At 33.1% G+C, this 25,439-nt stretch carries 24 protein-coding genes; 22 read left to right on the top strand and 2 right to left on the bottom strand.

The genetic code is table 11. The features are described 5' to 3' along the window. Window positions 1-43: 43 nt before the first annotated feature. The 15 genes from B0A81_RS07130 (at window position 44) to B0A81_RS07060 (ending at window position 18,318) form a co-directional block, all read left to right on the top strand. The gene (locus B0A81_RS07130; RefSeq protein WP_089057381.1) at window positions 44-1,075 is read left to right on the top strand and encodes a LacI family DNA-binding transcriptional regulator; all 1,032 of its coding nucleotides are present in this window, start codon (window positions 44-46) and stop codon (window positions 1,073-1,075) included. 180 nt (window positions 1,076-1,255) lie between these two features. Next, window positions 1,256-2,602, top strand: a complete 1,347-nt coding sequence (locus tag B0A81_RS07125; protein WP_089057380.1) for an MFS transporter — start codon at window positions 1,256-1,258, stop codon at window positions 2,600-2,602. A gap of 26 nt (window positions 2,603-2,628) precedes the next feature. Then, the gene (pgmB, locus tag B0A81_RS07120; protein WP_089057379.1) at window positions 2,629-3,282 is read left to right on the top strand and encodes a beta-phosphoglucomutase; all 654 of its coding nucleotides are present in this window, start codon (window positions 2,629-2,631) and stop codon (window positions 3,280-3,282) included. 80 nt (window positions 3,283-3,362) lie between these two features. Continuing rightward, window positions 3,363-5,666: a glycoside hydrolase family 65 protein gene (locus B0A81_RS07115; RefSeq protein ID WP_089057378.1), complete on the top strand. Its 2,304-nt coding sequence runs from the start codon at window positions 3,363-3,365 to the stop codon at window positions 5,664-5,666. A gap of 27 nt (window positions 5,667-5,693) precedes the next feature. After that, window positions 5,694-7,808 carry a glycoside hydrolase family 97 protein gene (locus B0A81_RS07110; RefSeq protein ID WP_089057377.1) on the top strand — a complete coding sequence of 705 codons (2,115 nt, stop codon included), beginning with the start codon at window positions 5,694-5,696 and terminating at the stop codon, window positions 7,806-7,808. A 154-nt stretch (window positions 7,809-7,962) separates the two neighbouring features. Then, window positions 7,963-9,822: a glycoside hydrolase family 13 protein gene (locus tag B0A81_RS07105; protein ID WP_089057376.1), complete on the top strand. Its 1,860-nt coding sequence runs from the start codon at window positions 7,963-7,965 to the stop codon at window positions 9,820-9,822. 256 nt (window positions 9,823-10,078) lie between these two features. Continuing rightward, window positions 10,079-11,740 carry an alpha-amylase family glycosyl hydrolase gene (locus B0A81_RS07100; RefSeq protein WP_089057375.1) on the top strand — a complete coding sequence of 554 codons (1,662 nt, stop codon included), beginning with the start codon at window positions 10,079-10,081 and terminating at the stop codon, window positions 11,738-11,740. A 268-nt stretch (window positions 11,741-12,008) separates the two neighbouring features. After that, entirely contained in the window at window positions 12,009-12,686 is a 678-nt protein-coding gene (locus tag B0A81_RS07095) for a glycerophosphodiester phosphodiesterase (RefSeq protein ID WP_089057374.1), read from the top strand. Window positions 12,687-12,842: 156 nt separating this feature from the next. Beyond that, on the top strand, window positions 12,843-14,051 hold the full coding sequence (locus B0A81_RS07090) for a BaiN/RdsA family NAD(P)/FAD-dependent oxidoreductase (protein WP_089057373.1): 1,209 nt from the start codon (window positions 12,843-12,845) through the stop codon (window positions 14,049-14,051). A 6-nt stretch (window positions 14,052-14,057) separates the two neighbouring features. Further along, window positions 14,058-14,705 carry an HAD family hydrolase gene (locus B0A81_RS07085; protein ID WP_089057372.1) on the top strand — a complete coding sequence of 216 codons (648 nt, stop codon included), beginning with the start codon at window positions 14,058-14,060 and terminating at the stop codon, window positions 14,703-14,705. Between the two features lie 3 nt (window positions 14,706-14,708). Next, window positions 14,709-15,281 carry a Crp/Fnr family transcriptional regulator gene (locus B0A81_RS07080; protein ID WP_089057371.1) on the top strand — a complete coding sequence of 191 codons (573 nt, stop codon included), beginning with the start codon at window positions 14,709-14,711 and terminating at the stop codon, window positions 15,279-15,281. A 60-nt stretch (window positions 15,282-15,341) separates the two neighbouring features. Next, window positions 15,342-16,019 carry an MBL fold metallo-hydrolase gene (locus tag B0A81_RS07075; RefSeq protein ID WP_089057370.1) on the top strand — a complete coding sequence of 226 codons (678 nt, stop codon included), beginning with the start codon at window positions 15,342-15,344 and terminating at the stop codon, window positions 16,017-16,019. A 73-nt stretch (window positions 16,020-16,092) separates the two neighbouring features. After that, window positions 16,093-16,842 (top strand): carboxypeptidase-like regulatory domain-containing protein, encoded by a 750-nt coding sequence (locus B0A81_RS07070; RefSeq protein WP_089057369.1) that lies wholly within the window; start codon window positions 16,093-16,095, stop codon window positions 16,840-16,842. A gap of 6 nt (window positions 16,843-16,848) precedes the next feature. After that, window positions 16,849-17,601: a carboxypeptidase-like regulatory domain-containing protein gene (locus tag B0A81_RS07065; protein WP_089057368.1), complete on the top strand. Its 753-nt coding sequence runs from the start codon at window positions 16,849-16,851 to the stop codon at window positions 17,599-17,601. Between the two features lie 9 nt (window positions 17,602-17,610). After that, window positions 17,611-18,318, top strand: a complete 708-nt coding sequence (locus B0A81_RS07060) for a hypothetical protein (RefSeq protein WP_089057367.1) — start codon at window positions 17,611-17,613, stop codon at window positions 18,316-18,318. A 14-nt stretch (window positions 18,319-18,332) separates the two neighbouring features. Here B0A81_RS07060 and B0A81_RS07055 read toward each other — a convergent pair whose 3' ends face one another. Continuing rightward, complete coding sequence (locus B0A81_RS07055; RefSeq protein WP_089057366.1) at window positions 18,333-19,328, bottom strand: tetratricopeptide repeat protein; 996 nt, start codon at window positions 19,326-19,328, stop codon at window positions 18,333-18,335. Window positions 19,329-19,390: 62 nt separating this feature from the next. Beyond that, window positions 19,391-19,867 carry a TspO/MBR family protein gene (locus B0A81_RS07050; protein ID WP_089057365.1) on the bottom strand — a complete coding sequence of 159 codons (477 nt, stop codon included), beginning with the start codon at window positions 19,865-19,867 and terminating at the stop codon, window positions 19,391-19,393. Window positions 19,868-20,019: 152 nt separating this feature from the next. Here B0A81_RS07050 and B0A81_RS07045 point away from each other — a divergent pair, with 152 nt between their 5' ends. From B0A81_RS07045 to B0A81_RS07015, 7 genes are all read left to right on the top strand, one after another. Then, entirely contained in the window at window positions 20,020-21,102 is a 1,083-nt protein-coding gene (locus tag B0A81_RS07045; protein WP_089057364.1) for a diphosphomevalonate/mevalonate 3,5-bisphosphate decarboxylase family protein, read from the top strand. Window positions 21,103-21,133: 31 nt separating this feature from the next. Further along, window positions 21,134-21,352, top strand: coding sequence for a hypothetical protein (locus B0A81_RS07040; RefSeq protein ID WP_089057363.1), 219 nt, complete (start codon window positions 21,134-21,136; stop codon window positions 21,350-21,352). Next, entirely contained in the window at window positions 21,352-21,657 is a 306-nt protein-coding gene (locus tag B0A81_RS07035; RefSeq protein WP_089057362.1) for a type II toxin-antitoxin system RelE/ParE family toxin, read from the top strand. The genes B0A81_RS07040 and B0A81_RS07035 overlap by 1 nt, the downstream gene beginning before the upstream one ends. A gap of 3 nt (window positions 21,658-21,660) precedes the next feature. Continuing rightward, on the top strand, window positions 21,661-22,599 hold the full coding sequence (locus B0A81_RS07030) for a mevalonate kinase family protein (protein WP_089052480.1): 939 nt from the start codon (window positions 21,661-21,663) through the stop codon (window positions 22,597-22,599). Between the two features lie 74 nt (window positions 22,600-22,673). Next, window positions 22,674-23,264 (top strand): DUF502 domain-containing protein, encoded by a 591-nt coding sequence (locus tag B0A81_RS07025; protein WP_089057361.1) that lies wholly within the window; start codon window positions 22,674-22,676, stop codon window positions 23,262-23,264. Between the two features lie 61 nt (window positions 23,265-23,325). Beyond that, the gene (locus B0A81_RS07020) at window positions 23,326-24,282 is read left to right on the top strand and encodes a geranylgeranylglycerol-phosphate geranylgeranyltransferase (protein ID WP_089057360.1); all 957 of its coding nucleotides are present in this window, start codon (window positions 23,326-23,328) and stop codon (window positions 24,280-24,282) included. A gap of 209 nt (window positions 24,283-24,491) precedes the next feature. Then, window positions 24,492-25,400 carry a pseudouridine synthase gene (locus B0A81_RS07015; protein ID WP_089057359.1) on the top strand — a complete coding sequence of 303 codons (909 nt, stop codon included), beginning with the start codon at window positions 24,492-24,494 and terminating at the stop codon, window positions 25,398-25,400. Window positions 25,401-25,439 lie beyond the last annotated feature (39 nt).

Raw genomic sequence — 25,439 nt, 5'->3', positions numbered from 1 at the left:
TATTCACCTTTATTGTCAATTAGATTTTTTTCAAATAACTACTATGAAACGTAAAATAACACTAAAACAAATTGCAAAGGAACTCGATGTATCTATTTCAACTGTCTCGAAATCACTAAGAAACAGTCTTGAAATAGGAGAAGAAACACGCTTAAAAGTGCAGGCATTTGCAAAGTTTTACAACTATAAGCCCAACAATATTGCCCTTAGTTTAAAAAATCGGAAAACCAAAAGTATTGGTATTATCATTCCGGAAATTGTACATTATTTTTTCTCTACTGTAATTAATGGAATCGAACAAGTAGCCAACGAACATGGTTACAGTGTTGTGATCTGTTTATCTGATGATTCTTTCGATAAAGAGGTACTGAATATGGAAATGTTAGCCAACGGAAGTATTGATGGTTTTATCATGTCACTTTCAAAAGAAACACAGTTCAAAGGCGATTTTCATCATATTACCGAAGTTATAAATCAAGGAATGCCGGTAGTAATGTTTGACCGCGTTACCAACGATATTTTATGCGATAAGGTTATTATTGACGACAAAGCCGCTGCCTACGAAGCTGTACAAAGCTTAATCGATAATGGTCGAAAAAAGATTGCTCTCGTAACCACCGTTGATTATGTAAGTGTTGGGAAATTGAGAACTGACGGTTACGAAAAAGCACTTCTAGATAACGGAATACCATTCAATGAAGATTTAATTATTAAAATTGAAGACGTTGACACCTGCGAAATCACTATTGGACAACTTTTAAATGATAGAGCTTTTGATGCTGTTTTTGCGGTAAACGAGCTTTTTGCTGTAACAATAATTAAAACCGCTTCGAAAATGGGATTAAAAGTCCCTGAAGATTTAGCGGTAATTGCTTTTACTGACGGAATTATTTCGAAATACTCTACTCCAAGTATTACAACAGTAAGTCAAAGCGGCGAAAAAATGGGAAACAAAGCTGCTAAAATGTTGATCGAAAGACTCGAAGCCGAACATGATGATGACGAAGAAGAAAACGAAAATTACACTACAGAAGTGATAGAAACACATTTAATAGAACGAGAATCTACTGACTAAAATTCTTAAAATCAACCTTTTCTAAAGCCATAAAAAATATTTATGGCTTTTTTGTTAGCATATTTAAAAAAATAATTAATACTTTTACGCCTGCTCAAAGCTTTTACTTTTACTTCGAAAAAAATAGTAAGTTTTGATAAGCAAAGCGCTTATCGTCTAATTAATTCTTTAATTACGATAATGGAAAAGCGTAAATTAAGTTTCTGGGAAATTTGGAACATGAGTTTCGGTTTCTTAGGAATACAAATGGGATTTGCACTTCAAAATGCAAATGCCAGCAGAATTCTTCAAATTTTTGGTGCCGATGTACATGAACTTTCGTGGTTCTGGATTATTGCTCCCCTTATGGGATTAATAGTACAGCCTGTTATTGGTCACTACAGTGACAAAACTTGGGGAAAATTCGGCAGACGAAAACCTTTCTTTTTAGTAGGTGCAATTTTAGCTTCGGTAGGATTAATTTTAATGCCGCAGGCTAATATTTTCATTTCCGTTTTACCTGCTTTATGGGTTGGAGCCGGAATGCTGATGATCATGGACGCTTCTTTTAACATTGCCATGGAGCCGTTTCGCGCACTTGTTGGCGATAACTTAAGAACAGACCAGCGTACAGCAGGATTTAGTATCCAAACCTCTCTAATTGGTTTTGGAGCCGTAATTGGTTCCGCACTTCCTTATGTTTTAACAAAATGGTTTCACATACCAAACAGTACAGTTCCAGGAAGCGTTCCATTAAACCTTACTTTATCATTTATTATTGGTGCTGCAGTCTTAATCGGTTCGATCTTAGTAACCTTATTCACAACAAAAGAATATTCACCTGAAGAGTTAGCCAAATTTGAAGATCCCCAAAATGATGTGATTTCTGATTCTGAAGAAAAATCAAAGCTTACAGATATTTTTACTGACTTCGCAAAGATGCCAACCACAATGCGTCAGCTCAGCTGGGTGCAGTTTTTCTCATGGTTTGGATTATTCGGAATGTGGGTTTTTACAACTCCGGCAATCGCCCATCACATTTACGGATTACCATTAAGTGACACTTCAAGCCAGCAATATCAAGATGCCGGCGACTGGGTCGGAATTCTATTTGGAGTTTACAACTTAGTTTCTGCTCTTGTCGCTTTGTTTTGCTTACCGTATATCGCTAAAAAAATCGGACGAAAATCAACTCACGCCGTTTCATTAGTCATTGGAGGAATAGGTTTAATCTCTATTTATTTTATGCCAAATGAAGATTGGGTTGTATTGCCAATGATTTTAATTGGAGTTGCCTGGGCGAGTATTCTAGCAATGCCTTATGCAATTCTTGCCGGATCTATTGCTCCAAAAAAGATGGGAGTTTACATGGGAATCTTCAACTTCTTTGTTGTTATCCCACAAATCGTAAACGCATTAATTGGAGGTCCAATTGTAAAATACCTTTACAATGGCGATGCAATTTATGCCTTAATTACAAGCGGAGTAAGCTTTTTAATTGCCGCTCTTTTAGTCTACAAAGTAAAAGATGTAGACGACACTATTTAAAATCATAAAGAAGAATTTCCTTTAAAATGAACAAAAAAGCATTCATATTCGATCTTGACGGAGTAATCGTTGATACCGCTAAATACCACTTTTTGGCATGGCAGAAAATTGCCAAAGCATTAAACATAAATTTTACACATGAAGACAACGAACTTTTAAAAGGCGTAAGCCGAGTTCGTTCCTTAGACATTATACTTGAATTAGGAAATGTTCAGGCTTCGCAAGAAGACAAAGACAAATGGTTAATTCAAAAAAACGAAGATTATCTATCTTATTTAGTAGACATGGATGAAAGCGAGATTCTTCCAGGAGTTTTAAAAATTCTAAAACTATTAAAAGATAAAAACCAAGGAATTGCATTGGGCTCTGCCAGTAAAAATGCAAGACCAATTTTAGAAAAAACAGGAATCCTGTCTTACTTCGATGTTATTGTTGACGGAAATGACGTTACCAATGCAAAACCAGATCCTGAAGTATTCTTAAAAGCGGCTCAATTATTAAACATTGATCCAAAAAACTCAATCGTATTTGAAGATTCTGTTGCAGGAATTCAGGCAGCAAACATAGGCGAAATGGTAAGCGTGGGAATTGGTGAGGAAACAATTTTGCATGAAGCGGACTATATTTTTAAAGATTTTCCCCAAATCGAAACAAGCTTTATAGAAAAATTAATCAATTAGAAAATGTGTCAATTAGATAATTTCCGAAATCGCGTAATTATCTAATTTTCTAATTAACTGAATTATCAAATTAAAAAAAGATGAACCAAGATTATATAAAACCAGATAATTGGTCAATTATAGAAGAAGGATTTGATGCCGAGAGAGTAAAATCGTCCGAAAGTCTCTTTAGTATCGGAAATGGTGCTATGGGACAACGCGCCAATTTTGAAGAAACATACTCAGGCGAAACTTTTCAAGGAAGTTATATCGCTGGAATTTATTATCCAGACAAAACAAAAGTGGGCTGGTGGAAAAACGGTTATCCAAAATATTTTGCCAAAGTACTTAACGCTCCAAACTGGATAGGAATTGACATTGAAATCAACGAAGAAAATCTTGATTTAAATACGTGTACAGAAGTTAGAAACTTCCGCAGAGAATTGAATATGAAAGAAGGTTGGTACAATCGTTCTTTTGAAGCAGTTCTAAAAAACGGAACCGAAATCGCAGTAAACGTTCGTCGTTTTCTTTCCTTAGATTTAGACGAAGCAGGAGTTATCAAATACGATATTACACCTTTAAACAAAGATGCAAAAATCGTATACAAACCTTACGTTGATGCTGGTGTAACCAATGAAGATGCGAACTGGGAAGAAAAATTCTGGGAACCGCTTGAAGTTAAAAAAGGTACAAACGAAGCTTTTGTAACCGCACAAACGTTCAAAACGCATTTTAAGGTTACAACTTTCATGCACAATACGATTTTGGCAAACGGAGAAAATATCAATGTTTCGCCATCGACAATCGATTCAACGGCAGATAAAGTTCAATATACTTATGGAACTATTATCGCAAAAGGACAAACCTCATCAATCCAAAAAATTGGTGGATATACAGTTTCTCTAAACCATGAAAATACTTTGGCTGCAGCCGAAAAAGTAATAAAATCAGCTATAAATTCAGGATATGATGCTTTGTTTCAAAATCAAATTGAAGCTTGGGCAAAAATCTGGGAAATGTCAGATATTACAATAGAAGGTGATGTAAAAGCGCAACAAGGAATTCGTTTCAATATCTTCCAATTAAATCAAACCTATTCAGGAAAAGACAGCCGATTAAACATCGGACCAAAAGGTTTCACCGGAGAAAAATACGGCGGATCGACTTATTGGGATACTGAAGCATATTGTATTCCGTTTTACATGGCAACAAAAGATCAGCAAGTTGCGAGAAACTTATTGACTTACCGTTTCAATCAATTAGATAAAGCCATTGAAAATGCTAAAGAAAATTTAGGCTTCAAAGACGGTGCTGCATTATATCCAATGGTGACCATGAATGGTGAAGAATGTCACAACGAATGGGAAATCACACACGAGGAAATCCACCGAAATGGAGCGATTGCTTTTGCGATTTACAACTATTACCGCTACACCGGCGATTACTCTTATATTCCAGAAAAAGGATTAGAAGTTTTAATCGGAATTGCACGTTTTTGGCACCAAAGAGCTTCTTTCTCAAAAGATAAAAATCAATATGTAATATTGGGAGTTACAGGTCCAAACGAATACGAAAACAACATCAACAATAATTTCTACACCAATTATATTGCAAAATGGTGTATCGATTTTGCTGCAGAACAAATTACTAAAGTTGAATCAGAATATCCTTCAGATCACAAACGTATTTTAGAAAAAGTAAATCTTTCTGCAAATGAAATTCAACAATGGAAAAAAGTTGCCGATGATATGTATTTTCCAATTTCTGAAGAACTTGGAGTTTATTTACAGCAAGACGGTTTCTTAGACAAAGATTTAGTTCCTGTAAAAGATTTAGATAAATCACAGCGTCCAATTAATCAAAAATGGTCTTGGGATCGCGTTTTACGTTCGCCATACATTAAACAAGCCGATGTTTTACAATGTTTCTATTTCTTCGAAGATCATTTTTCACGAGAAGAATTAGAAAGAAACTTTGATTTCTATGAATCATTTACCGTTCACGAAAGTTCTCTTTCGCCTTGCGTTCACTCGATTCAAGCCGCAGTTTTAGACAAAATGGATATGGCATATACATTTTATTTAAGAACATCTCGTTTAGATCTTGATGATTACAACAAAGAAGTTGAGGAAGGTTGTCACATTACATCAATGGCAGGAACTTGGATGAGTATTGTGGAAGGTTTTGGCGGAATGAGAGTTAAAAATAACCAATTGCATTTTTCTCCAAAAATTCCAAAAGAATGGAAAGGCTACTCTTTTAAAATTAACTTTAGAAATCAAATTCTAAAAGTATCTGTAAATCATGATAAAACCTCTTTTACTGTAGATGGCGATCAAGATTTAACAATTGTAGTTAACGGAAATCCCATAACTGCAAGTAAATTTGTACAAATTAATTAAATTACAATACTCTAAAATCTAAAAAACATGAAAAACTTATTTTTCGCAAGTTTAATCTTGTTTGCTTTTAGCTCAATTGCAGAAGCACAACAATTAAAATCACCCGAAGGCAAGTTCGTAATGGAATTTTCTCTTCAAAACGACGGAACTCCAACGTACAATTTAAAATACAAAAACAAAGAAGTTGTAAAAACCAGTAAATTAGGTCTTGAACTTAAAGATGACAAAAAATCTTTATTGAATGACTTTACTGTAGTTGATACCAAAACTTCCACTTTTGATGAAACTTGGAAACCAGTTTGGGGAGAAGTAGACAATATCAGAAATCATTATAATGAATTGGCTGTAACTTTAAATCAAAAAGGAACAGACAGACAAATCGTAATTCGTTTCCGTTTATTCGAAGACGGTTTAGGATTTAGATATGAATTCCCAGCACAAAAAAATCTTACTTATTTTGTAATTAAAGAAGAAAGATCTCAATTTGCAATGACAGGAGATCATACTGCTTTCTGGATTCCAGGAGATTATGATACTCAGGAATACGATTATACAAAATCGAAATTATCTGAAATTAGAGGCTTATCTGAAAAAGCATATACAGCAAATGTTTCGCAAAAGAACTTTTCTCCAACAGGAGTTCAGACTTCTTTGATGTTAAAAACGGCCGACGGAATCTACATCAACTTACACGAAGCGGCTTTAATCAACTATTCTTGTATGCACTTGAATTTAGATGATAAAAACATGGTTTTCAACTCTTGGTTAACACCAGACGCAAAAGGCGACAAAGGTTATATGCAAGCCCCAAGCCACTCGCCTTGGAGAACAATTATGGTGAGCGATGATGCTAGAGAAATCTTAGCTTCAAAAATGACTTATAACCTAAACGATCCATCAAAAATTGAAAATACTTCTTGGATTAAACCAGTAAAATATATTGGTGTTTGGTGGGAAATGATTACAGGAAAAAGCTCTTGGTCATATACAAATGATTTTCCAACAGTTCAATTGGGTGTTTCTGATTTCTCGAAAGCAAAACCAAACGGAACTCATGGAGCAAACAATGCTAACGTAAAAAAATACATTGATTTTGCCGCTGCAAATGGTTTCGACGCCGTTTTAGTCGAAGGTTGGAACGAAGGCTGGGAAGACTGGTTTGGACATTCTAAAGATTATGTTTTTGATTTCGTAACACCTTATCCAGATTTTGATGTAAAAGGTCTTCATGCTTACGCAAAATCTAAAGGAGTGAAAATCATTATGCACCACGAAACTTCAGGATCTGTTCGTAACTACGAGCGCCACATGGATGCCGCTTACAAATTCATGAACGATAACGGATATGATGCTGTAAAAAGCGGTTACGTAGGTGATATTTTACCTCGCGGTGAAAACCACTACAATCAATGGATTGTAAACCACTACCAATATGCGATCGAAAAAGCAGCTGATTATAAAATTATGGTAAACGCTCACGAAGCAGTTCGTCCAACAGGAATTGCGAGAACATATCCAAACTTAATTGGAAACGAAGCAGCAAGAGGAACAGAATACCAAGCTTTTGGAGGTTCTAAACCAAATCACGTTACCGTTTTACCATTTACACGTTTAATTGGTGGCCCAATGGATTATACACCTGGAATCTTCGAAATGGATATCAGTAAAATGAATCCTGATAACAAATCACATGTAAACAGTACATTGGCAAATCAATTGGCTTTGTACGTTACAATGTACAGCCCGTTACAAATGGCTGCAGATACTCCAGAAAACTACAACCGTTTTCCAGATGCATTCCAATTCATTAAAGATGTCGCTTTAGATTGGTCAGAAAGTAAATATATTGAAGCTGAACCAGGAGATTTTATCACCGTTGCTCGTAAAGCAAAAGGAACAAATAATTGGTTCGTAGGAAACGTAAACGGAGAAACACCTCGTACATCAAACATTGATTTCAGTTTCCTTGAAAAAGGGAAAAAATACACAGCTACAATTTATGCTGATGCAAAAGATGCGCATTATAAAACAAATCCGCAAGCTTATACAATCAAGAAAATTGCTGTAACAAGCAAATCAAAATTATCGCAGCTTTCTGCTCCAGGCGGAGGTTATGCAATAAGCATTATAGAAACCAAATAATTCTTTAAAAGGCAAGTAACTCTCCCCCAAGATTACTTGTCTTTTTTTTTAATCAACAACTTTTTGTTACATCGAGCGAAGTCGAGATGCCGCATAGGTTCTCTCTCGAAGCTTCGGGACGCTCGAACTGACAATTAGAATAATTATTATGACTATGAAAAACCAAAAAACATCACTCATATATAAATTAATCCTAATGGTTTTGTTGTTTTCCGCTTCCGCGAAAGCGCAAATCCAAAAAGTAGAACCGCCTTTCTGGTATGCAGGAATGAAAAATCCGGAATTGCAGATTATGTTCTACGGAAAAAATATTTCGCAATATGAAGCTTCAGTTTCCAATAATGTAGCGATTAAAAATTTAGAAAAAACAGAAAATCCAAATTACCTTTTTGTAACAATTGATACGCAAAACCTAAAAGCTTCTGAATTAATTTTCTCTTTTAAAAACAATAACAAAGTAGCTTTTACTCAAAAATATTCCCTTAAAGAAAGAAGAGCAAATTCGGCAGACAGAAAAAGTTACGATGCATCGGATATGATTTACTTAATTATGCCGGATCGTTTTGCTAACGGAAATCCTAAAAACGACAGCAACGCTTCACTAACTGAAAAAGGGAATCGTCAAGATCCAAGCGGACGTCACGGCGGTGATATCGAAGGAATCATCAAAAACTTAGATTATATTTCGTCTCTTGGTGCAACTACAATTTGGAGCACGCCTTTATGCGAAGACAACGACAAACAGCATTCGTATCATACGTACGGACAATCAGACGTTTATAAAATAGACCCGCGTTACGGAACAAACGACGATTACGCACGTCTTTCGGCAGAAATGCACAAAAAGAACATGAAACTAGTTATGGATTATGTAACCAATCACTGGGGAATTACACACTGGATGATGAAAGATATTCCAACTAAAACTTGGTTCAATCAATTCGAAACTTTCACACAAACGCACCATCGCCGCGAAGTAATTACAGACATTCACGCTTCAAAATTAGATCAAGAAGTTTGTATTGACGGTTGGTTTGTTCCTTCAATGCCGGATTTGAACTTAAGAAATCCTCTTGTTGCAAAATACTTAACTCAAAATGCAATCTGGTGGATCGAGTTTGCTAATCTTGATGGATTTAGAGTCGATACTTATAATTATTCTGACCCTGCTGCAATGGCAAATTGGGCAAAATCAATTACAAACGAATATCCAAACTTTAATATCGTTGGAGAAATCTGGATGCACAACCAAGCAAGCTTAGCGTATTGGCAAAAAGACAGCAAAATTGGTGCAATCGAAAACTACAATTCGAACCTGCCAAGTGTAATGGATTTTACTTTACAAGATCATATTGGTTCTGTTTTTAATGAAGACGAACCAAACTGGGACAGCGGATTGATTAAATTTTACAACAATTTTGCTATGGATTTCTTATATCCAAACACCAATAATCTTTTGGTTTTTGCCGAAAATCACGACACAAACAGAATCAACGATGTTTACAAACATGATTTTGCCAAATACAAATTAGTCATGACTTTAATGGCAACCGTTCGCGGAATTCCGCAAGTATATTACGGTTCAGAAATTGGAATGGGCGGAGACAAAAGTAAAGGCGATGCAGATATTCGTCAGGATTTTCCAGGCGGATGGGCTGGCGATAAAAATAACGCTTTAACTGCAGCAGGAAGAACAGCTGAGCAAGCAAAATACTTCGATTTCACTTCAAAATTATTCAACTGGAGAAAATCGAATGAAGCAGTTCATTTCGGAAAAATGACGCATTATATTCCAGAAAATAACACATATGTATATTTCAGATACACTAATGCAAAAACTGTGATGGTGGTTTTCAATAACAATGCAAAACAACAGGTTGTAAAAACAAACCGTTTCAAAGAAAACATCAAAAACTTTAAATCAGGAAAAGATGTTATTACAGGAAAAACATTTGATTTAGCTTCTGAAATTACTTTAGAACCAAAATCAGCTTTGGTTTTAGAATTGGAATAAATATTTTATTTAAACACATAGAAACATAGTTTTTTGCAACTAAATAAAAGGCGTTTCACTTGCATTAATACACATAGCTATGTGTGAATGACCAAACATTTATTTAAATCTTTTTAAGACAAAGAAAAACTATGTTTCTATGTGTTTAAAATTTTATTGCCACAGATTAAAAGATTATCACAGATTTAAAAAAATCATTTTAATCTTGTAATCTGTGGCAAAACTTTATTATAAATCTTCGTTAAATTTGAAATAAATGAAAAAATACACTTTCCTTTTTTTATCTTTAGTATACTTAACAATGAGTTGTTCTGGCTCAAAATCAGTTACAATGAATAATACTTCGAAAACACCTTTCGTTTGGGAAGGAGCAAATATTTATTTTTTACTTACAGATCGTTTTTATAACGGAGATACTTCAAATGATGTCAATTTCAACCGAACCAAAACTCCTGGAAAACTCCGCGGATTTGAAGGCGGTGACATCATCGGAATCACCAAAAAAATCGAATCAGGATATTTTGAAAAACTAGGAATAAATGCCATTTGGCTTACGCCGATTGTCGAGCAAATTCATGATGGTGTTGATGAAGGAACTGGTCTTAGTTACGGTTATCATGGCTATTGGGCAAAAGACTGGACGGCTCTCGATCCAAACTTTGGAACCAAAGAAGACTTGGCAAAACTAGTCAAAAAAGCACACGAAAAAGGTATCCGAATAATTCTAGACGGCGTAATAAATCACACCGGACCAGTAACTCCAGAAGATCCCGTTTGGCCTTCAGACTGGGTTAGAACAGGCGTTGTCTGCGATTACAAATCATTCGAAAACACAACAATGTGTACTTTGGTAGACAATCTTCCAGATATAAGAACTGAAAGTGTACAGGAAGTTGAACTGCCTCCTTTCTTAATCGAAAAATGGAAAAAAGAAGGCCGTTATGAAAAAGAAATTACATCATTAAATGAATTCTTTAAAAGAACAGGTTATCCAAAAACACCAAAATACTACATTATAAAATGGCTTACAGATTATATTCTTGAATTTGGAGTTGATGGTTATCGTGGAGATACCGTAAAACATACAGATGAAAACGTTTGGGCCGATTTTAAAAAAGAATGTGATTATGCATTCGAAACATGGAAGAAAAACCATCCAAAAGAAGTTTTAGATCAAAATCCGTTTTACACAATTGCTGAAGTTTATGGTTATGGAATAAGCGGCGGGCAGGATTATGATTTTGGAGATCGAAAAGTAAATTATTTCCAGAATGGTTTCAATAGTATGATCAATTTTGAATTTAAATGGAACGCTGCTCAAAATGATTACGAAGGTTTATTTTCGAAATATTCAAATGCTTTGAACAATGACTTAAAAGGATATTCTGTTTTAAATTATATGTCTTCTCATGACGACGGACAGCCTTTTGATGCCAACAGAACAAAAAGTATCGAAACGGGAACAAAACTACTGCTTTCACCAGGAATGTCACAAGTATATTATGGAGATGAATCAGCAAGATCTTTAGTTATTGAAGGAACTCAAGGCGATGCAACTTTACGATCCAACATGAATTGGGATGATATTCAGAACAATCCCGAAACACAAAAAACACTTTTACATTGGCAGAAATTAGGTCAGTTTAGAAAAAATCATCCTGCCGTTGGTGCAGGCGTTCACAAACTAATTAATCCGTGGCCATATACTTTCTCAAGAACGTTTACAAAAGGCACTTTTACAGATAAAGTGGTTATGGGAGTAGATTTACCAAAAGGCCGAAAAGAACTTCCTGTTGGCGACATCTTCCCAAACGGAACAAAATTAAGAGATACTTACTCGAATCAAGAAGTCGAAGTAATTGACGGAAAAGTCATTATCGACAATGATTTTGATATCGTTTTATTAGAAGAGATTTAAAAATATTTTTTCTCTCGCAGATTTGCAGATTAAGCAAATAATTAAAAAAGTAATCTGCCGAATCTGCAAATCTGCGGGAGACATGATCTTTAATTCTTTATAAAGATTAACAAAGTTTTTAGCCTCAGATTATTAGGATTAAAAGGATTTTTTAAAATCTGTGTTAATCTATTTAATCTGTGGCTTACTTTTTTATAATATTTGCTCCCGATAGCTATCGGGATTGCGTAAAACTTTGCGACCTTTGCGGTTAGAAAAAAACTGCAAAATGCTAAAAATTGCACATCGAGGCGCCAAAGCCTACGAACCTGAAAATACACTTCAAGCTTTCCAAAAAGCATTAGACCTAAATTCAGACGGAATTGAGTTAGATGTTCATTTATCTTCTGATGAACAAATTATTTTAATTCATGACGAAACTATAGACAGAACAACAAACGGAAAAGGTTTAGTAAATACTTTTTCTCTTTCTGAACTAAAATCGTTTTTGATAGATGGAAAGTATCAAATCCCAACTTTAAAAGAGGTTTTTGACTTGGTTGACAAAAAATGTTTCATCAATATCGAATTAAAAGGTTTAGGAACTCCAATTAAAGTTGTCCAGTTAATTGAAGAATATATTTCAGATAAAAACTGGAATTACAATCATTTTATAATTTCAAGTTTCGATTGGAATATGTTGGAAGAAACATCAAACCTAAATCCAAAAATCCCAATTGGTGTTTTAACAGAAGAAAACCTTGATACCGCTTTGGCTTTCGCCGAAAAAATAAAAGCAAAAGCCATTCATCCTGATTTTAATTTATTGAATATCGAAAATGTTAGCGAAATTCAGGAAAAAGGATTTCTGGTTTTACCATGGACAGTAAATCATGAAGAAGACATTCAAAAAGTAAAAAGTTATAAAGTAAATGGAATTATCTCTGATAATCCAGACAAAATATAAGTATAGCCACAGATTGCACAGATTAAAAGGTTTTTTTCTTTCGCCACGAATTTCCACGAATTAATTTATTCATACTTTAATTTGTGTAAATCATTTTAATCTGTGGCAGAAAAAAATTAGAGCCAATTCAAAAAATTCGTGGCAACCAAAAAAAATATGATCAAAAATTTCGACATAATCATCGTTGGCGGAGGTGCCGCAGGTTTTTTCACCGCAATTAATATTGCAGAGAAAAATCCAAAACTCAAAATTGCCATTTTAGAAAGAGGAAAGGAAGTCCTTTCTAAAGTTCGCGTTTCTGGTGGTGGACGATGCAACGTTACGCACGCTTGTTTTGAGCCCAACGAATTGGTTAAATTTTATCCAAGAGGCGAAAAAGAACTTCGAGGACCATTTCATCAATTTTGTTCTGGAGATACAATCGAATGGTTCGAAAAACATGGTGTAGAATTAAAAATTGAAGAAGACGGCAGAATGTTTCCCGTTTCTAATTCATCTCAAACCATAATTGACTGTTTCCTAAAAGCAACTGAAAAATTAGGTATAAAAGTATTAACAGGTCAAAGCGTTCAGTCGATCTTCAAGAAAGAAAATCACTGGAAAATTGATACACAAAGCGACAATTTCGCTGCCGAAAAATTAGTCATGGCAACAGGAAGTAATCCAAAAATATGGGAAATGCTGCAGCAACACGGACATGCTGTTGTAAGCCCAGTGCCTTCCCTATTTACTTTCAACATAAAAGATTCTAGAATTAAAGAATTACCAGGCGTTGCCGCACAAGTTACCGTAAACGTAAAAGATACCAAACTGGAATCAACAGGACCTTTGTTAATCACACATTGGGGAATGAGCGGTCCCGCGATTCTAAAACTTTCGGCTTGGGGCGCACGCATTTTACATGATAAAAATTATCAGTTTACCATTTTTGTCAATTGGCTAAATGATGTTGATACAGAAGATGCCGAAAAAATATTGAAAGAATTAAAACAGGAACACGCTAAAAAAGCCGTTTCTAAAAAATCTCCTTTTGACTTTCCGAATCGTTTATGGGAAAGTTTAGTTCTAGCTTCGGGAATTGAAGCTGAAACCAAATGGGCAGATTTATCTAAAATTCAATTGCAGAATTTAGTTTCACAGTTGACTAAAGCCGAATTTAAAGTAAACGGAAAAAGCACTTTTAAAGAAGAGTTTGTAACTGCAGGCGGAATCGATTTAAAAGAAATCAACTTTAAAACAATGGAAAGCAAAATTCAAGAAAACCTTTATTTTGCTGGCGAAATTGTAAATATTGACGCTATTACAGGAGGTTTTAATTTTCAAAATGCCTGGACAAGCGGGTTTATTTTGGCCAATAATATTTGATACAAAATGAAATTTAAAGGAATTATTTTTGATTTAGACGGAACTTTAGTAGACTCTTTGCACGATATTTCAGATGCAATGAATACAGTCCTTGAAAATCTAAATTACCCAACGCACACTTACGATACCTATCAATATTTTATTGGAAGCGGTTTACGAAATCTTGTTAGTAAAGCTTTGCCTTCATCTAATAATAAGGAAGAGCAAATAGAAATTTGTTTTGAAATGATGATTCAGGAATATCGAAAAATCTGTACATCAAAAACAAAACCCTACGAAGGGATTCTAGAATTATTAGATAATCTGACTTCACAAAATATCAAGCTTGCTGTTTTCTCCAACAAAGCAGATGAGCTGACTAAGAAAATAGCATCCGAAATATTTCCAAATCATTTTGATACTGCGGTTGGTTTGAGTACAGAAGAACTTAAAAAACCAAATCCGTTTGAGGCGATTGAGATCAGTAAAAAATGGAATTTAAAACCTGAAGAAATCCTTTTTGTAGGTGATTCTGATATTGACATGAAAACGGCAGTAAATGCTAATATGTTTCCTGTTGGCGTTTCTTGGGGTTACAGAACCGAAGAAGAATTGAAAAGCAGCGGTGCAAAATTGGTTATCAACAATGCTTCGGAACTAATCGAGATATTATAAATCATGAACTCTTCACTACAAAAACAAATACTATCGATCGCTTCGTTTTCTGAAAATGAAATCGAAAAGATCGATTCTTGTTTTGAATATGAAAAGTTCAATGCTAAAAATTTTCTTTCTTCAATGGGAAAAATCAGCAATAAGATTTTCTTTATTGTTGAAGGTTTGGCTCGTGTTTATTACTTAAAAGACGGAAAAGAAATTACAACCTATTTAAGTTGTGATGAAGGTTTTATCGCTTCCTATTCCAGTTTTATAAATCAATCTGCTTCTTTTGAAAATATTCAGTGTCTAGAAGATTGCGATGTTCTTTCTATCACTTTTGAAAGGATGCAATATCTATATTCGGAAATTCCGAATTGGGAACGTGTTGGAAGAATCCTTGCCGAACAAAATTATCTTTGCATGGCAGATCGTGTTTTAAAACTGCAGATGATTCCTGCCAAAGAAAAATACCAGACTTTTTTAGCATCGGCTCCAGCCAAAATAATTCAGCGCACTCCATTGATTTATATCGCTTCCTTTCTCGGAATAACGCCAGAATCTTTGAGTAGAATTCGCCAAAGTATTTCTTAACATTTATCAAGTAGATTAAGAAATCGAATTCAAATCTTTGTCAATATAAAATTCAAGAAAATGAAAACTATTGCCAAAGACATTTACCAAATCCCTTTGTTTCCACGAAACGCTATCAATTGTTATATAATTGAAGATGTCTTAATTGATGCAGGAATTCGAAGTTCTGCAAACATAATTCTAAAAGCTTTAAAAGATAAACCGATCACCAAACACGCCTTGACTCACGCACATGCAGATCATCAGGGAAGCAGTAAAGTAATCTGCGAAACGCTGAGTATTCCTCTTTTATGCAGTGAACCTGAAAAGATAGCTGCAGAAAATGGAAATGTTATTTTCGAATACCCAAATCCGAATCATTTTATTTCTAAATTTCAAAAACAATTCTGGGCAGGAAAAGGACATCAAGTTTCTGAAATATTAAAAGAAGGCGATAAAATTGGCGGATTCACAGTTATTGAAACGCCAGGACATTCCAGCGGACATTTGTCCTTTTTTAGAGAAAGTGATGGCGTTTTAATTGTTGGTGATGTGATGACAAATATGAATCTTTTGACAACAAAAGTCGGCTTACACGAACCGCCTCAGTTATTTACCTCCGATAAAGAAACAAATAGAAAATCCGTTTTAAAATTAGCCGATTTAAAACCTAAAATACTTTGTTTTGGACACGGCCCTATTTTAAAAAATAATGGCGAGTTAGAAAGATTTGCGCGAAAATTCAAATCGTATTATTAACAAGAATTTACATGTTTCGTAAGTTTTCATTAAGAGTATTCTAATAATTTTACTTTCAACTAAATACCACTAGATGAAAGTAAAATTACTTACCACAATTTCTTTTTTCACTTACCAGATTTCTATTGCTCAAACAGAAAAACTACTTCGTGGAAAAGTTGTTTCTAATAATTCTCCTCTCAATAAAGTTGAAGTAATAAACAAAACTGCTAAAACTAGTACAAGAACAAATGAACGTGGAGAATTTTCGATTATAGTAAAAGCACAGGATAGTCTTATTTTTTTTGCAAAAGATTATCTATTTACAAGATTAAAAATTACCGCAAAGGAAATCGAAACCAATAATCTTATCATAGATATGATTCCGAAACCAGAAGAATTAAATGAGGTAATTGTCGCTCAAGCAATAAAACCAGTTTTTCTCAGTAAAGAAGATATAAAAGAAATCAAATTAAATTCGCATAAATCAAAAGAGGGATTAAAAATTCAAGGCTTTCATGAGGTAAAAGGAGGTCCGCTTGATATGGATTTCATTCGTATGGGCAAGGAAGTTTACAACTTATTCAAAAGAGAGAAAAAAGAACCCAAAAAAGGAACTTCAGAAATTAATTTTAGAAATTTAATTATAACCACATGTACTGAAGATTTCTTTTTCAAAGATTTAAAATTAAATTCTGAAGAAAAGGAACTTTTTCTTCAATTCTGCGATGCCGATCCAAACTCTAAAAGACTCTTAGAAAATCCAAATATTTTGAATACGATGGATTTTTTATATACTAAAAATGAAGAATTTAAAAAGCTGAAAACCGAAATTAAAAACTAAAATTTGATGAAAGTAAAATTACTTACCACAATTTCTTTTTTCACTTACCAGATTTCTATTGCTCAAACAGAGAAACTACTTCATGGGAAAGTTATTTCTAATAATTCTCCTCTCAATAAAGTTGAAGTAATAAATAAAACAGCTAAAACTAGTACAAGAACAAATGAACGTGGAGAATTTTCGATTATAGTAAAAGCAAAAGACAGCTTACTATTCTTCTCTAAAGATTATCTATTCGCACGGTTGAAAATTACCGCAAAGGAAATCGAAACCAATAATCTTATCATAAATATGATTCCGAAAGCGGAAGAATTGAACGAAGTGGTGATTTTAGACAAAAAAACTACCTCAATTAAACTGAGTAAGGAAGAAATATTGCAAATTAAACTAAATTCCCACAAACCGAAGCCAGGATTAAAGATAGAAGGTTATCACGATTTTGGGCCCAACCCCTATGCTCCCGATTTCGTCTATCTCGGCAAGCAAATTTACTACCTGCTAAAAAAAGAAGATGAAAAACCTAAACCAAAAATCAAAAAAATAGAATTTGTTCAACTAATTAGAAACACTATAAATCCCGATTTTTTTGACAAAGATTTAAAACTAAAGCCAGAAGAAAAAGAATTGTTTCTACAGTTTTGCGATGCCGATCCAAAATCTAAAATAATTCCAGAAAATCCTAATATCCTTTCTATAACAGATTTTTTATATACTAAAAATGAAGAATTTAGAAAATTAAATTCCGTAATTAAAAACTAAAAGCGCTGCATGAAACTAAAATTACTTACCACAATTTCTTTTTTCACATATCAGCTTAGTATTTCCCAAACCGAAAAACTACTTCATGGAAAAGTTATTTCTAATAATTCTCCTCTCAATAAAGTTGAAGTGATAAATAAAACAGCTCAAACAAGTACAAGAACTAATGAACGTGGAGAATTCTCGATTCTAGTAAAAGCAAAAGACAGCTTACTATTCTTCTCTAAAGATTATCTCTTTACGAGATTGAAGCTTACATCCAAAGACATCCAAACCAATAATCTTATAGTTAAAATGGTCATTAAGCCCGAAGAACTTGAGGAAGTCACCATTACATCGATCAAATTTGATCCGATACCAATAGATCCAGAAGCCATTGCTGCTATAGATATAGATAAAAGAAGCAAGAATTTAACACGATTTATTACAGGCTATAAAGATGGTTCAATTACAAATGGAGCCCAAGTTTCATTTACGCCTGGAGGCAAAAAAAAGCCAAAAAAAGAGGACTCAGAAACTACTTTCAAAAAGCTCATAAAAGCAACATGCTCTACAGATTTTTTTACTAAAACTTTACAAATAAAACCAGAAGAGAAAGACTTATTCATTGATTTCTGCAACGCCGATCCAAAATCTAAAGTGATTTCAGAAAATCCAAATATCTTATCAACTATAGAATTTTTGAATGCTAAAAATGAAGAGTTTAAGAAACTATAGCCAACATCAAAAAATTAATTATGAGTTTTAGAATCGTTTAAAAGAACAAAATCTTTTAAATTCTTCCATTTAATATATAGAACAATCAAAGCGATTAGCAAAATAGCTGAAACTATTGATAAAATTATCAAACCCGTTTCTATTTGATTTACATAATCTAAATCTACTCCATCTTTACTTTTTCTTAGAGCATTGATTTTTTCCGTTAATTCCCAAGTCTTGCGTTCAAAATAATTAGTTTTACTTTCTGTTGTATTAATCATTCGTGCAACAATTAAGTCTCCATCAAAACCATATTCTTTTGCTGTTCTATATATTTGAAGTGCATTTTCATGTTCTCCTTTCAATTCGACAAGATTTCCTAATTCAAAAAGTAAAATTGAAATAACTTTATCTTTTGGTTTAATAAATGACATACGCTCATTTACTTGATAATAAACAGATTTTGCTAAGTTTTCAATCTCTTGTTTAGATAATTTAGATTGAGGAATTCCTTTCATTCCAAAATTAGTCCCAATTAAAAACTGTCCTGAAACATCAGACAAATTCTTAATTTTAGCTTCTAATATTTTCAAATGCAGCCATTCAGAACCATTATGCGATTCTGGATTTATTTCGATTGATTTTTTAATCCAATCATAAGCTTTTTGATTCTCCCCAATTAACTCATATAAAGTTCCAAGATTTGATGCTGTAGAATAACGATTTGGTTTTATTTTTTCAATACTTAAGTATAAATTTTCTGCTTCTGCATATTTCTCTTGAACAATTAAAACATATCCTTTATCAGACAAATAATCAATATTGTTTGTCTTTTTATATAAACTATCCAGCTCTTTTATTATTCTAGGAAAATCACCACTAAAAAAACGATGACCACGAGGAACAAGTCCTTTATAATCAATATAAACATAAGCTCCGCTCTTAAGAATTTTTGTTTCACCATTTAAACAAGCAAAACTTTTAAATGAAATTAAAATCAACAGAACAAAAACTTGAAATTTATTCATAAAGTAAAATCTATTTTATTAAACCTGAAACAAAGAAAAACCTGAAACTTGAAACAAAAAATTTACTTATTCAGCCACCAGATACTAGCATTTAAAACTGTTGCAAACCCAACCCAAGCTAGATACGGAATTAATAAATAACCCGAAATTTTATTGATTTTGGAGAATTTTAAATACGTTTCGTAGATCATCAGCCATAAAAGAACAATCTCGATTAAAGCCAAAAGCGGATTTTTTAATCCGAAGAATAAATACGACCAAATCGCATTGAGCGTTAATTGAATCAAAAAGAAAAGAAGTGCCGTTTTTACCTTTTCCGTTTGTTCCTTTATTTTATCCCAAACTAATCCCGCTGCAATTGCCATAAAAATATAAAGCAAAGTCCAAACAGGCATAAAAATCCAATTTGGCGGATTAAAAACTGGTTTTACAATCGTTGGATACCAACTTTCGACACTTGGTCTTGTTACTGTACTTGCTGAATATCCCACTGCCAAACAAACGATTAAGGCTAATATAATCTTAACTATTTTATTCATTTCATTAAATTTTGTATTCAAAAATAGTCAAAAGAAAAGTTTAAACCATAGAAGTACTATAAGTTCATTTTAGTAAAGCCCATTTATATTTTCTCCTATTACTTATATGGCGAAAAAATTTAAAAACTATCTTTGCCAAAATTTTATAATTCATGTTTACAGCAGCTGATTTTATTCCAAATCCATATACTTCAACAATCGAAAACGGAAACTTTGAGTGGAGCGCTCCCAGCAATATTGCATTAGTAAAATATTGGGGAAAAAAAGACAATCAAATTCCGGCAAATCCATCCGTAAGTTTTACTTTGAATAATTGTAAAACAATTACGAAATTGGGTTTTGAAAAAAGAGAAAACCAAAATACTTTTTCTTTTGATTTACTTTTTGAAGGAAAACCAAAGGAAGATTTCAAACCAAAAATTCAGAAATTTTTGGAAAGAGTTGAAGTTTACCTGCCATTTTTGAAAGATTATCATTTTACGATTGATACACAAAATACATTTCCGCACAGTTCTGGAATTGCTTCTTCGGCATCAGGAATGGCGGCACTGGCAATGAATTTTATGAGTTTGGAAAAATTACTAACCCCTGAAATGACAGATGATTATTTTTATCAAAAAGCTTCATTTTTGGCTCGTTTAGGTTCTGGAAGTGCCTGCCGAAGTGTAAAAGGAAAAGTAGTTGTTTGGGGAAACCAAGCCAATATTGAAGGCAGCTCTGATTTATTTGGAGTTGAATTTCCATACTCGATTCATGACAATTTCAAGAATTATCAGGATACTATTTTGTTAGTTGATAAAGGCGAAAAACAAGTCTCAAGTACAGTGGGTCATGATTTAATGCACAATCATCCATACGCTGAAAGACGTTTTGCTCAAGCTCATGAAAACTTAGATCACTTAATTTCGATTTTTGAAAGCGGGAATTTAGACGAATTCATAAAAGTTGTAGAAAGTGAAGCTTTGACTTTACATGCCATGATGATGACATCGATGCCGTATTTTATCTTAATGAAACCAAATACACTGCAAATCATAAATGCAATTTGGAAATTCAGAAATGAAACTCAGATTCCAGTTTGTTTTACACTTGATGCCGGCGCAAATGTGCATGTGCTTTATCCCGAAAACGTTACCGAAAAAGTATTACAATTTATTCAGGACGAATTAGTTGTATTTTGTCAGAATCGTCAGTACATTTGCGACAAAATTGGAGAGGGCGCTATTGCATTATAATTTTCCGTATCTTTAATTTAAATTTTTAGTTATGGACATTCAATTAGAAAAACGCGAAGCGATGGAGATGTTGAAAGAAACAGATGATCCTTCAATCATTAAGGCAGTTGCAAAATTGCTTAGAAAAAACAAAAAAGATTGGTGGGATGATTTGACAGATCAACAAAAAGAAGACATAGCTCAAAGTGAATTAGAATTTGAAAGAGGAGAATTTACAAGCTATGAGGATGTTATGAAAAAGTACAGATAGTGGATCTTAAAGTAAATTTTTCAAAAACAGCAGAGAAAAATTTAGATTCAGTTTTAAAGTTCATTGAAGCAAGATGGTCAGAAAAATCAAAAAAGATATTTATCATCAAATTTGAAAAAGCAATTTCAATAATGATGATGAATCCAGAGATTTTTCCAAAATCATCCATAAGCAAGAAATACCGAAAATGCGTTGTAACAAAACAATCAAGTATATTATATAGTTTTAGTGCTAATGAAATAAGGATTCACAACATTTTCGACACCAGACAAAACCCAAATAAAATAAAGAAAGACATAAAATAAATCATGAAAGGACCCTTATTTTACTCAAAAATATTACTCTTTGGAGAATACGGAATTATCCGCGACTCTAAAGGACTTTCTATTCCCTATAATTTTTACAACGGTGCATTAAAAAAGTCCGAAGAACCTTCGGCTGAAGCTATTGCATCAAACAGAAGTTTAAAAAGCTTTGCCTCTTACCTTGAAGTTTTGCATGTACAGCAGCCTGAATTGGTTACTTTTGATTTAGACACTTTAAAAAATGATGTCGAAACCGGAATGTACTTTGATTCTAGTATTCCGCAAGGTTACGGTGTTGGAAGCAGCGGAGCACTTGTAGCAGCGATTTATGATAAATATGCTACAAACAAAATCACAGTTTTAGAGAATTTAACTCGCGAAAAACTATTGCAGTTAAAAAACATATTTTCTCAAATGGAGAGTTTTTTCCACGGAAAAAGTTCTGGTTTAGATCCATTAAACAGTTATTTGAGCATTCCAATTTTAATTAATTCGAAAGATAATATTGAAGCAACCGGAATTCCAACTCAAAGTTTTGACGGAAAAGGCGCAGTGTTTTTATTAGATTCTGGAATTGTTGGCGAAACTGCACCAATGGTTAACATTTTCATGGAAAACTTAAAAGACAAAGGTTTCCGTACTATGCTTAAAAACCAATTCGTAAAATACACAGATGCTTGCGTAGAAAACTTTTTACATGGAGACATGAAATCATTGTTTACGAATACTAAAAAGCTTTCTAAAGTTGTTTTAAACAACTTTAAACCAATGATTCCTGAGCAATTTCACGGAATTTGGCAAAACGGAATTGACACAAACGATTACTATTTAAAACTTTGTGGTTCTGGCGGCGGAGGCTATATTCTTGGTTTTACTGAAGATCTAGAACGTGCAAAAGCATCTTTAAAAGATTATAAACTAGAAGTAGTTTACCAATTTTAAGTTTAATTTTCTTAAAAAGACATAATTATTTGAATACACTTTCCTAATATTTAATCCTAAAAAAGTTACTGAATATGAAAAGTATTTTAAAAATTATCAAAGCAACTTTTTTAGGAGGAATTCTATTTCTAGTGCCTTTAGTAGTACTGCTGATTGTTTTAGAAAAAGGATATGGCATCGTTCAAAAAACAACACTCCCACTTGTAAACAACTTGCCAAGAGTAAATATTTTAGGAGTTGCCATTCAAGAGCTTATTGGAATACTAATTATAATTCTTATTTGTTTTATTGCCGGAATACTTGCAAAAACAGCAAATGCTAAAAAACTGGTTCAGAAATTAGAAGATGGAATTTTAAGCTTCGTTCCAGGTTATTCATTTATGAAAAGCATGAATGAAAATATTTTAGGATTTGAATCTAATGAAGACTTAAAAGTAATTTTAGTTCCTACAGATGCAGGTTTGCAATTTGCTTTTTTAATAGAGCAGGTAAATGAAAATCAATTTACAGTCTTTATTCCAGACGCACCAAATCCGTGGAGCGGATCAGTAGTTTTTGTTGAAAAAAAAGACATTACAGACATCCAAATTACACAAAAACAAGCCTTAGCCTGCATTCGAAAATTAGGGTATGGCTCTAAAGAATTGTTAAAAAACAAACTGTAAATTTCAGAATCAAAAAATAACTTTTAACTTCCCCTAAATCTAATCAATTCCCTTATAACTCATGTTAAGCAGACAACACAAACTTTTATTAATGAAAATTGTAAGTTTGTTTTCTGTCGTTCGCGGTTATAACATTCCAATTATTATTCTGGCGCAGTATTTATCAGCAATTTTTATTTTAGCACCAGAAAAAAGAGCACTCGACATTCTGCTTGATTTCAAGTTATTCCTAATAGTCTTTGCATCTGCCGTAACAATTGCTTCTGGTTATATTATTAATAACTTTTACGACAGTCAAAAAGACCTGATAAACAGACCCAACAAATCAATGCTGGATCGATTGGTCAGTCAAAAAACCAAATTATCGGTCTATTTCAGTTTAAATTTTTTAGCTGCTCTGATGGCTTTTATAGTTTCTTGGCGCGCTTTTTTATTCTTTTCAGCTTATATTTTTATAATCTGGTTTTATTCTCATAAAATAAAAAAATACCCAATTATAGGCAATTTAACTGCGGCATTTATGGCTGTAATTCCTTTCTTCGCCATTTTATTGTATTTCTACAATTCAATTTCATTTGAAGAAATTGAGAATCACAGAAGTCATTTTGCAGTAATTTCGGCACACGCAATGTTCTTGTTTTTATTGCTTTTGATTAGGGAAATGATAAAAGATTTAGAAAATCTAAAAGGAGATTTAGCTAATAATTACCATACAATTCCAATTATTTACAACGAAAGAGTCTCTAAACAAATCATTACGATTTTGACATTTTTAACGGTAATTCCAGTTTATATTCTAGTCAATATTTATGATGTTGGCTATATGGATATTTACTTTTACATCTGTTTTATCGTTTTATTATTTTTTCTGCTTTATCTATGGAAGTCAAATTCTAAGGAACAATTTTTACTGCTGCATAATGTATTAAAATTCTTGATCGTATCTGGAGTTTTTTGCATTGTCTTGATCAATCCAAGTGTTTTATGGCACGGACGTGAATTGATCTCCAATTACTAAAAGTTATTTTAAACAAGTATAAAGTAAAAATCCTTTTACATTTTGCACTCAAAAAAGAAAAAATTAGAAAAAGAAAACGATTGTGATGTTTAAAAAAAGCTTGTTGTGACGTTTTAAATCAACTAAAATTTTATTGCTATTAATCTAAGAACATAGAACTTAAGATTAATTGGGCAGAAAAAACTATCTTTGCACAAATTACAGAATTTATGAACAATAAGGAAGGCAATAATAAAAGAGGCGGATCTAGACCAAACAGTTCAAGATCAAACTCTAGCAAGCCAAAACCTCCTATGGCGAAACGTGCTCAAGGGCCGAAAAAAGTGAAGCCTGAAGTTAAAGCGGCACAAGAAGCTGCGGAGCAAAAAATTAAGAAACAAAATCAGGCACCAAAAAGACAGAAAGCTTCTGATGAGATTCGTTTGAATAAATATATCTCAAACTCAGGGGTTTGCTCTCGTCGTGATGCTGATATATATATTCAATCTGGAAACGTTAAAGTAAACGGCGTTCCAGTTACAGAAATGGGTTATTTAGTAAAATTAAATGATGTTGTAAACTTTGACGGTGTTACTTTGACTCCTGAAAAGAAGGAATACATTTTATTGAATAAACCTAAAAACTTTACAACTGCACTTGATGAAGGACAGGAATATCGTAACGTTCTAGAGCTTGTTCGTGGTTCTACAACTGCAAAAATTGCACCTGTAGGAAGAATGGACAAAAACACAACAGGATTGTTGTTGTTTACAAACGATACTGATATGATTCGTAAATTTACTTTACCAAGTCAGAAATCATCAAAAATTTATCAAGTTTCTTTAGATAAAAATCTAAAATTTGAAGATTTAGAAAAAATCAGTAAAGGCTTAGTTCTTGACGGACACCGCGTTTTTGTTGAAGAAATAAGCTACATCGAAAAAGAAGCAAAAAGTGAAGTGGGTCTTAAACTACGCTCATCAAATGTAAAAGTGGTTCGTGCCATTTTTGAACATTTTGATTATGATGTGCTTCGTATTGACCGTGTATCTTTTGCAGGTTTAACTAAAAAGAATTTGCCAAGAGGTAACTGGCGTTTCTTAACTGAACAAGAAGTTATCAATTTGAAAAATGCTTAATACATTTTCAAAATTGTTTAAAAATATTAAATCCTGTTT

The sequence above is a fragment of the Flavobacterium plurextorum genome, assembly GCF_002217395.1.
Taxonomy (GTDB): Bacteria; Bacteroidota; Bacteroidia; order Flavobacteriales; family Flavobacteriaceae; genus Flavobacterium; species Flavobacterium plurextorum.
This window is presented reverse-complemented; position numbering and strand designations above follow the sequence as displayed.

Bases quoted from the DNA above. Each gene is read 5' to 3' on its own strand.
- B0A81_RS07130 (WP_089057381.1), top strand. From the start codon at position 44: ATGAAACGTAAAATAACACTAAAACAAATTGCAAAGGAACTCGATGTA.
- B0A81_RS07125 (WP_089057380.1), top strand. From the start codon at position 1,256: ATGGAAAAGCGTAAATTAAGTTTCTGGGAAATTTGGAACATGAGTTTC.
- pgmB (WP_089057379.1), top strand. From the start codon at position 2,629: ATGAACAAAAAAGCATTCATATTCGATCTTGACGGAGTAATCGTTGAT.
- B0A81_RS07115 (WP_089057378.1), top strand. From the start codon at position 3,363: ATGAACCAAGATTATATAAAACCAGATAATTGGTCAATTATAGAAGAA.
- B0A81_RS07110 (WP_089057377.1), top strand. From the start codon at position 5,694: ATGAAAAACTTATTTTTCGCAAGTTTAATCTTGTTTGCTTTTAGCTCA.
- B0A81_RS07105 (WP_089057376.1), top strand. From the start codon at position 7,963: ATGAAAAACCAAAAAACATCACTCATATATAAATTAATCCTAATGGTT.
- B0A81_RS07100 (WP_089057375.1), top strand. From the start codon at position 10,079: ATGAAAAAATACACTTTCCTTTTTTTATCTTTAGTATACTTAACAATG.
- B0A81_RS07095 (WP_089057374.1), top strand. From the start codon at position 12,009: ATGCTAAAAATTGCACATCGAGGCGCCAAAGCCTACGAACCTGAAAAT.
- B0A81_RS07090 (WP_089057373.1), top strand. From the start codon at position 12,843: ATGATCAAAAATTTCGACATAATCATCGTTGGCGGAGGTGCCGCAGGT.
- B0A81_RS07085 (WP_089057372.1), top strand. From the start codon at position 14,058: ATGAAATTTAAAGGAATTATTTTTGATTTAGACGGAACTTTAGTAGAC.
- B0A81_RS07080 (WP_089057371.1), top strand. From the start codon at position 14,709: ATGAACTCTTCACTACAAAAACAAATACTATCGATCGCTTCGTTTTCT.
- B0A81_RS07075 (WP_089057370.1), top strand. From the start codon at position 15,342: ATGAAAACTATTGCCAAAGACATTTACCAAATCCCTTTGTTTCCACGA.
- B0A81_RS07070 (WP_089057369.1), top strand. From the start codon at position 16,093: ATGAAAGTAAAATTACTTACCACAATTTCTTTTTTCACTTACCAGATT.
- B0A81_RS07065 (WP_089057368.1), top strand. From the start codon at position 16,849: ATGAAAGTAAAATTACTTACCACAATTTCTTTTTTCACTTACCAGATT.
- B0A81_RS07060 (WP_089057367.1), top strand. From the start codon at position 17,611: ATGAAACTAAAATTACTTACCACAATTTCTTTTTTCACATATCAGCTT.
- B0A81_RS07055 (WP_089057366.1), bottom strand. From the start codon at position 19,328: ATGAATAAATTTCAAGTTTTTGTTCTGTTGATTTTAATTTCATTTAAA.
- B0A81_RS07050 (WP_089057365.1), bottom strand. From the start codon at position 19,867: ATGAATAAAATAGTTAAGATTATATTAGCCTTAATCGTTTGTTTGGCA.
- B0A81_RS07045 (WP_089057364.1), top strand. From the start codon at position 20,020: ATGTTTACAGCAGCTGATTTTATTCCAAATCCATATACTTCAACAATC.
- B0A81_RS07040 (WP_089057363.1), top strand. From the start codon at position 21,134: ATGGACATTCAATTAGAAAAACGCGAAGCGATGGAGATGTTGAAAGAA.
- B0A81_RS07030 (WP_089052480.1), top strand. From the start codon at position 21,661: ATGAAAGGACCCTTATTTTACTCAAAAATATTACTCTTTGGAGAATAC.
- B0A81_RS07025 (WP_089057361.1), top strand. From the start codon at position 22,674: ATGAAAAGTATTTTAAAAATTATCAAAGCAACTTTTTTAGGAGGAATT.
- B0A81_RS07020 (WP_089057360.1), top strand. From the start codon at position 23,326: ATGTTAAGCAGACAACACAAACTTTTATTAATGAAAATTGTAAGTTTG.
- B0A81_RS07015 (WP_089057359.1), top strand. From the start codon at position 24,492: ATGAACAATAAGGAAGGCAATAATAAAAGAGGCGGATCTAGACCAAAC.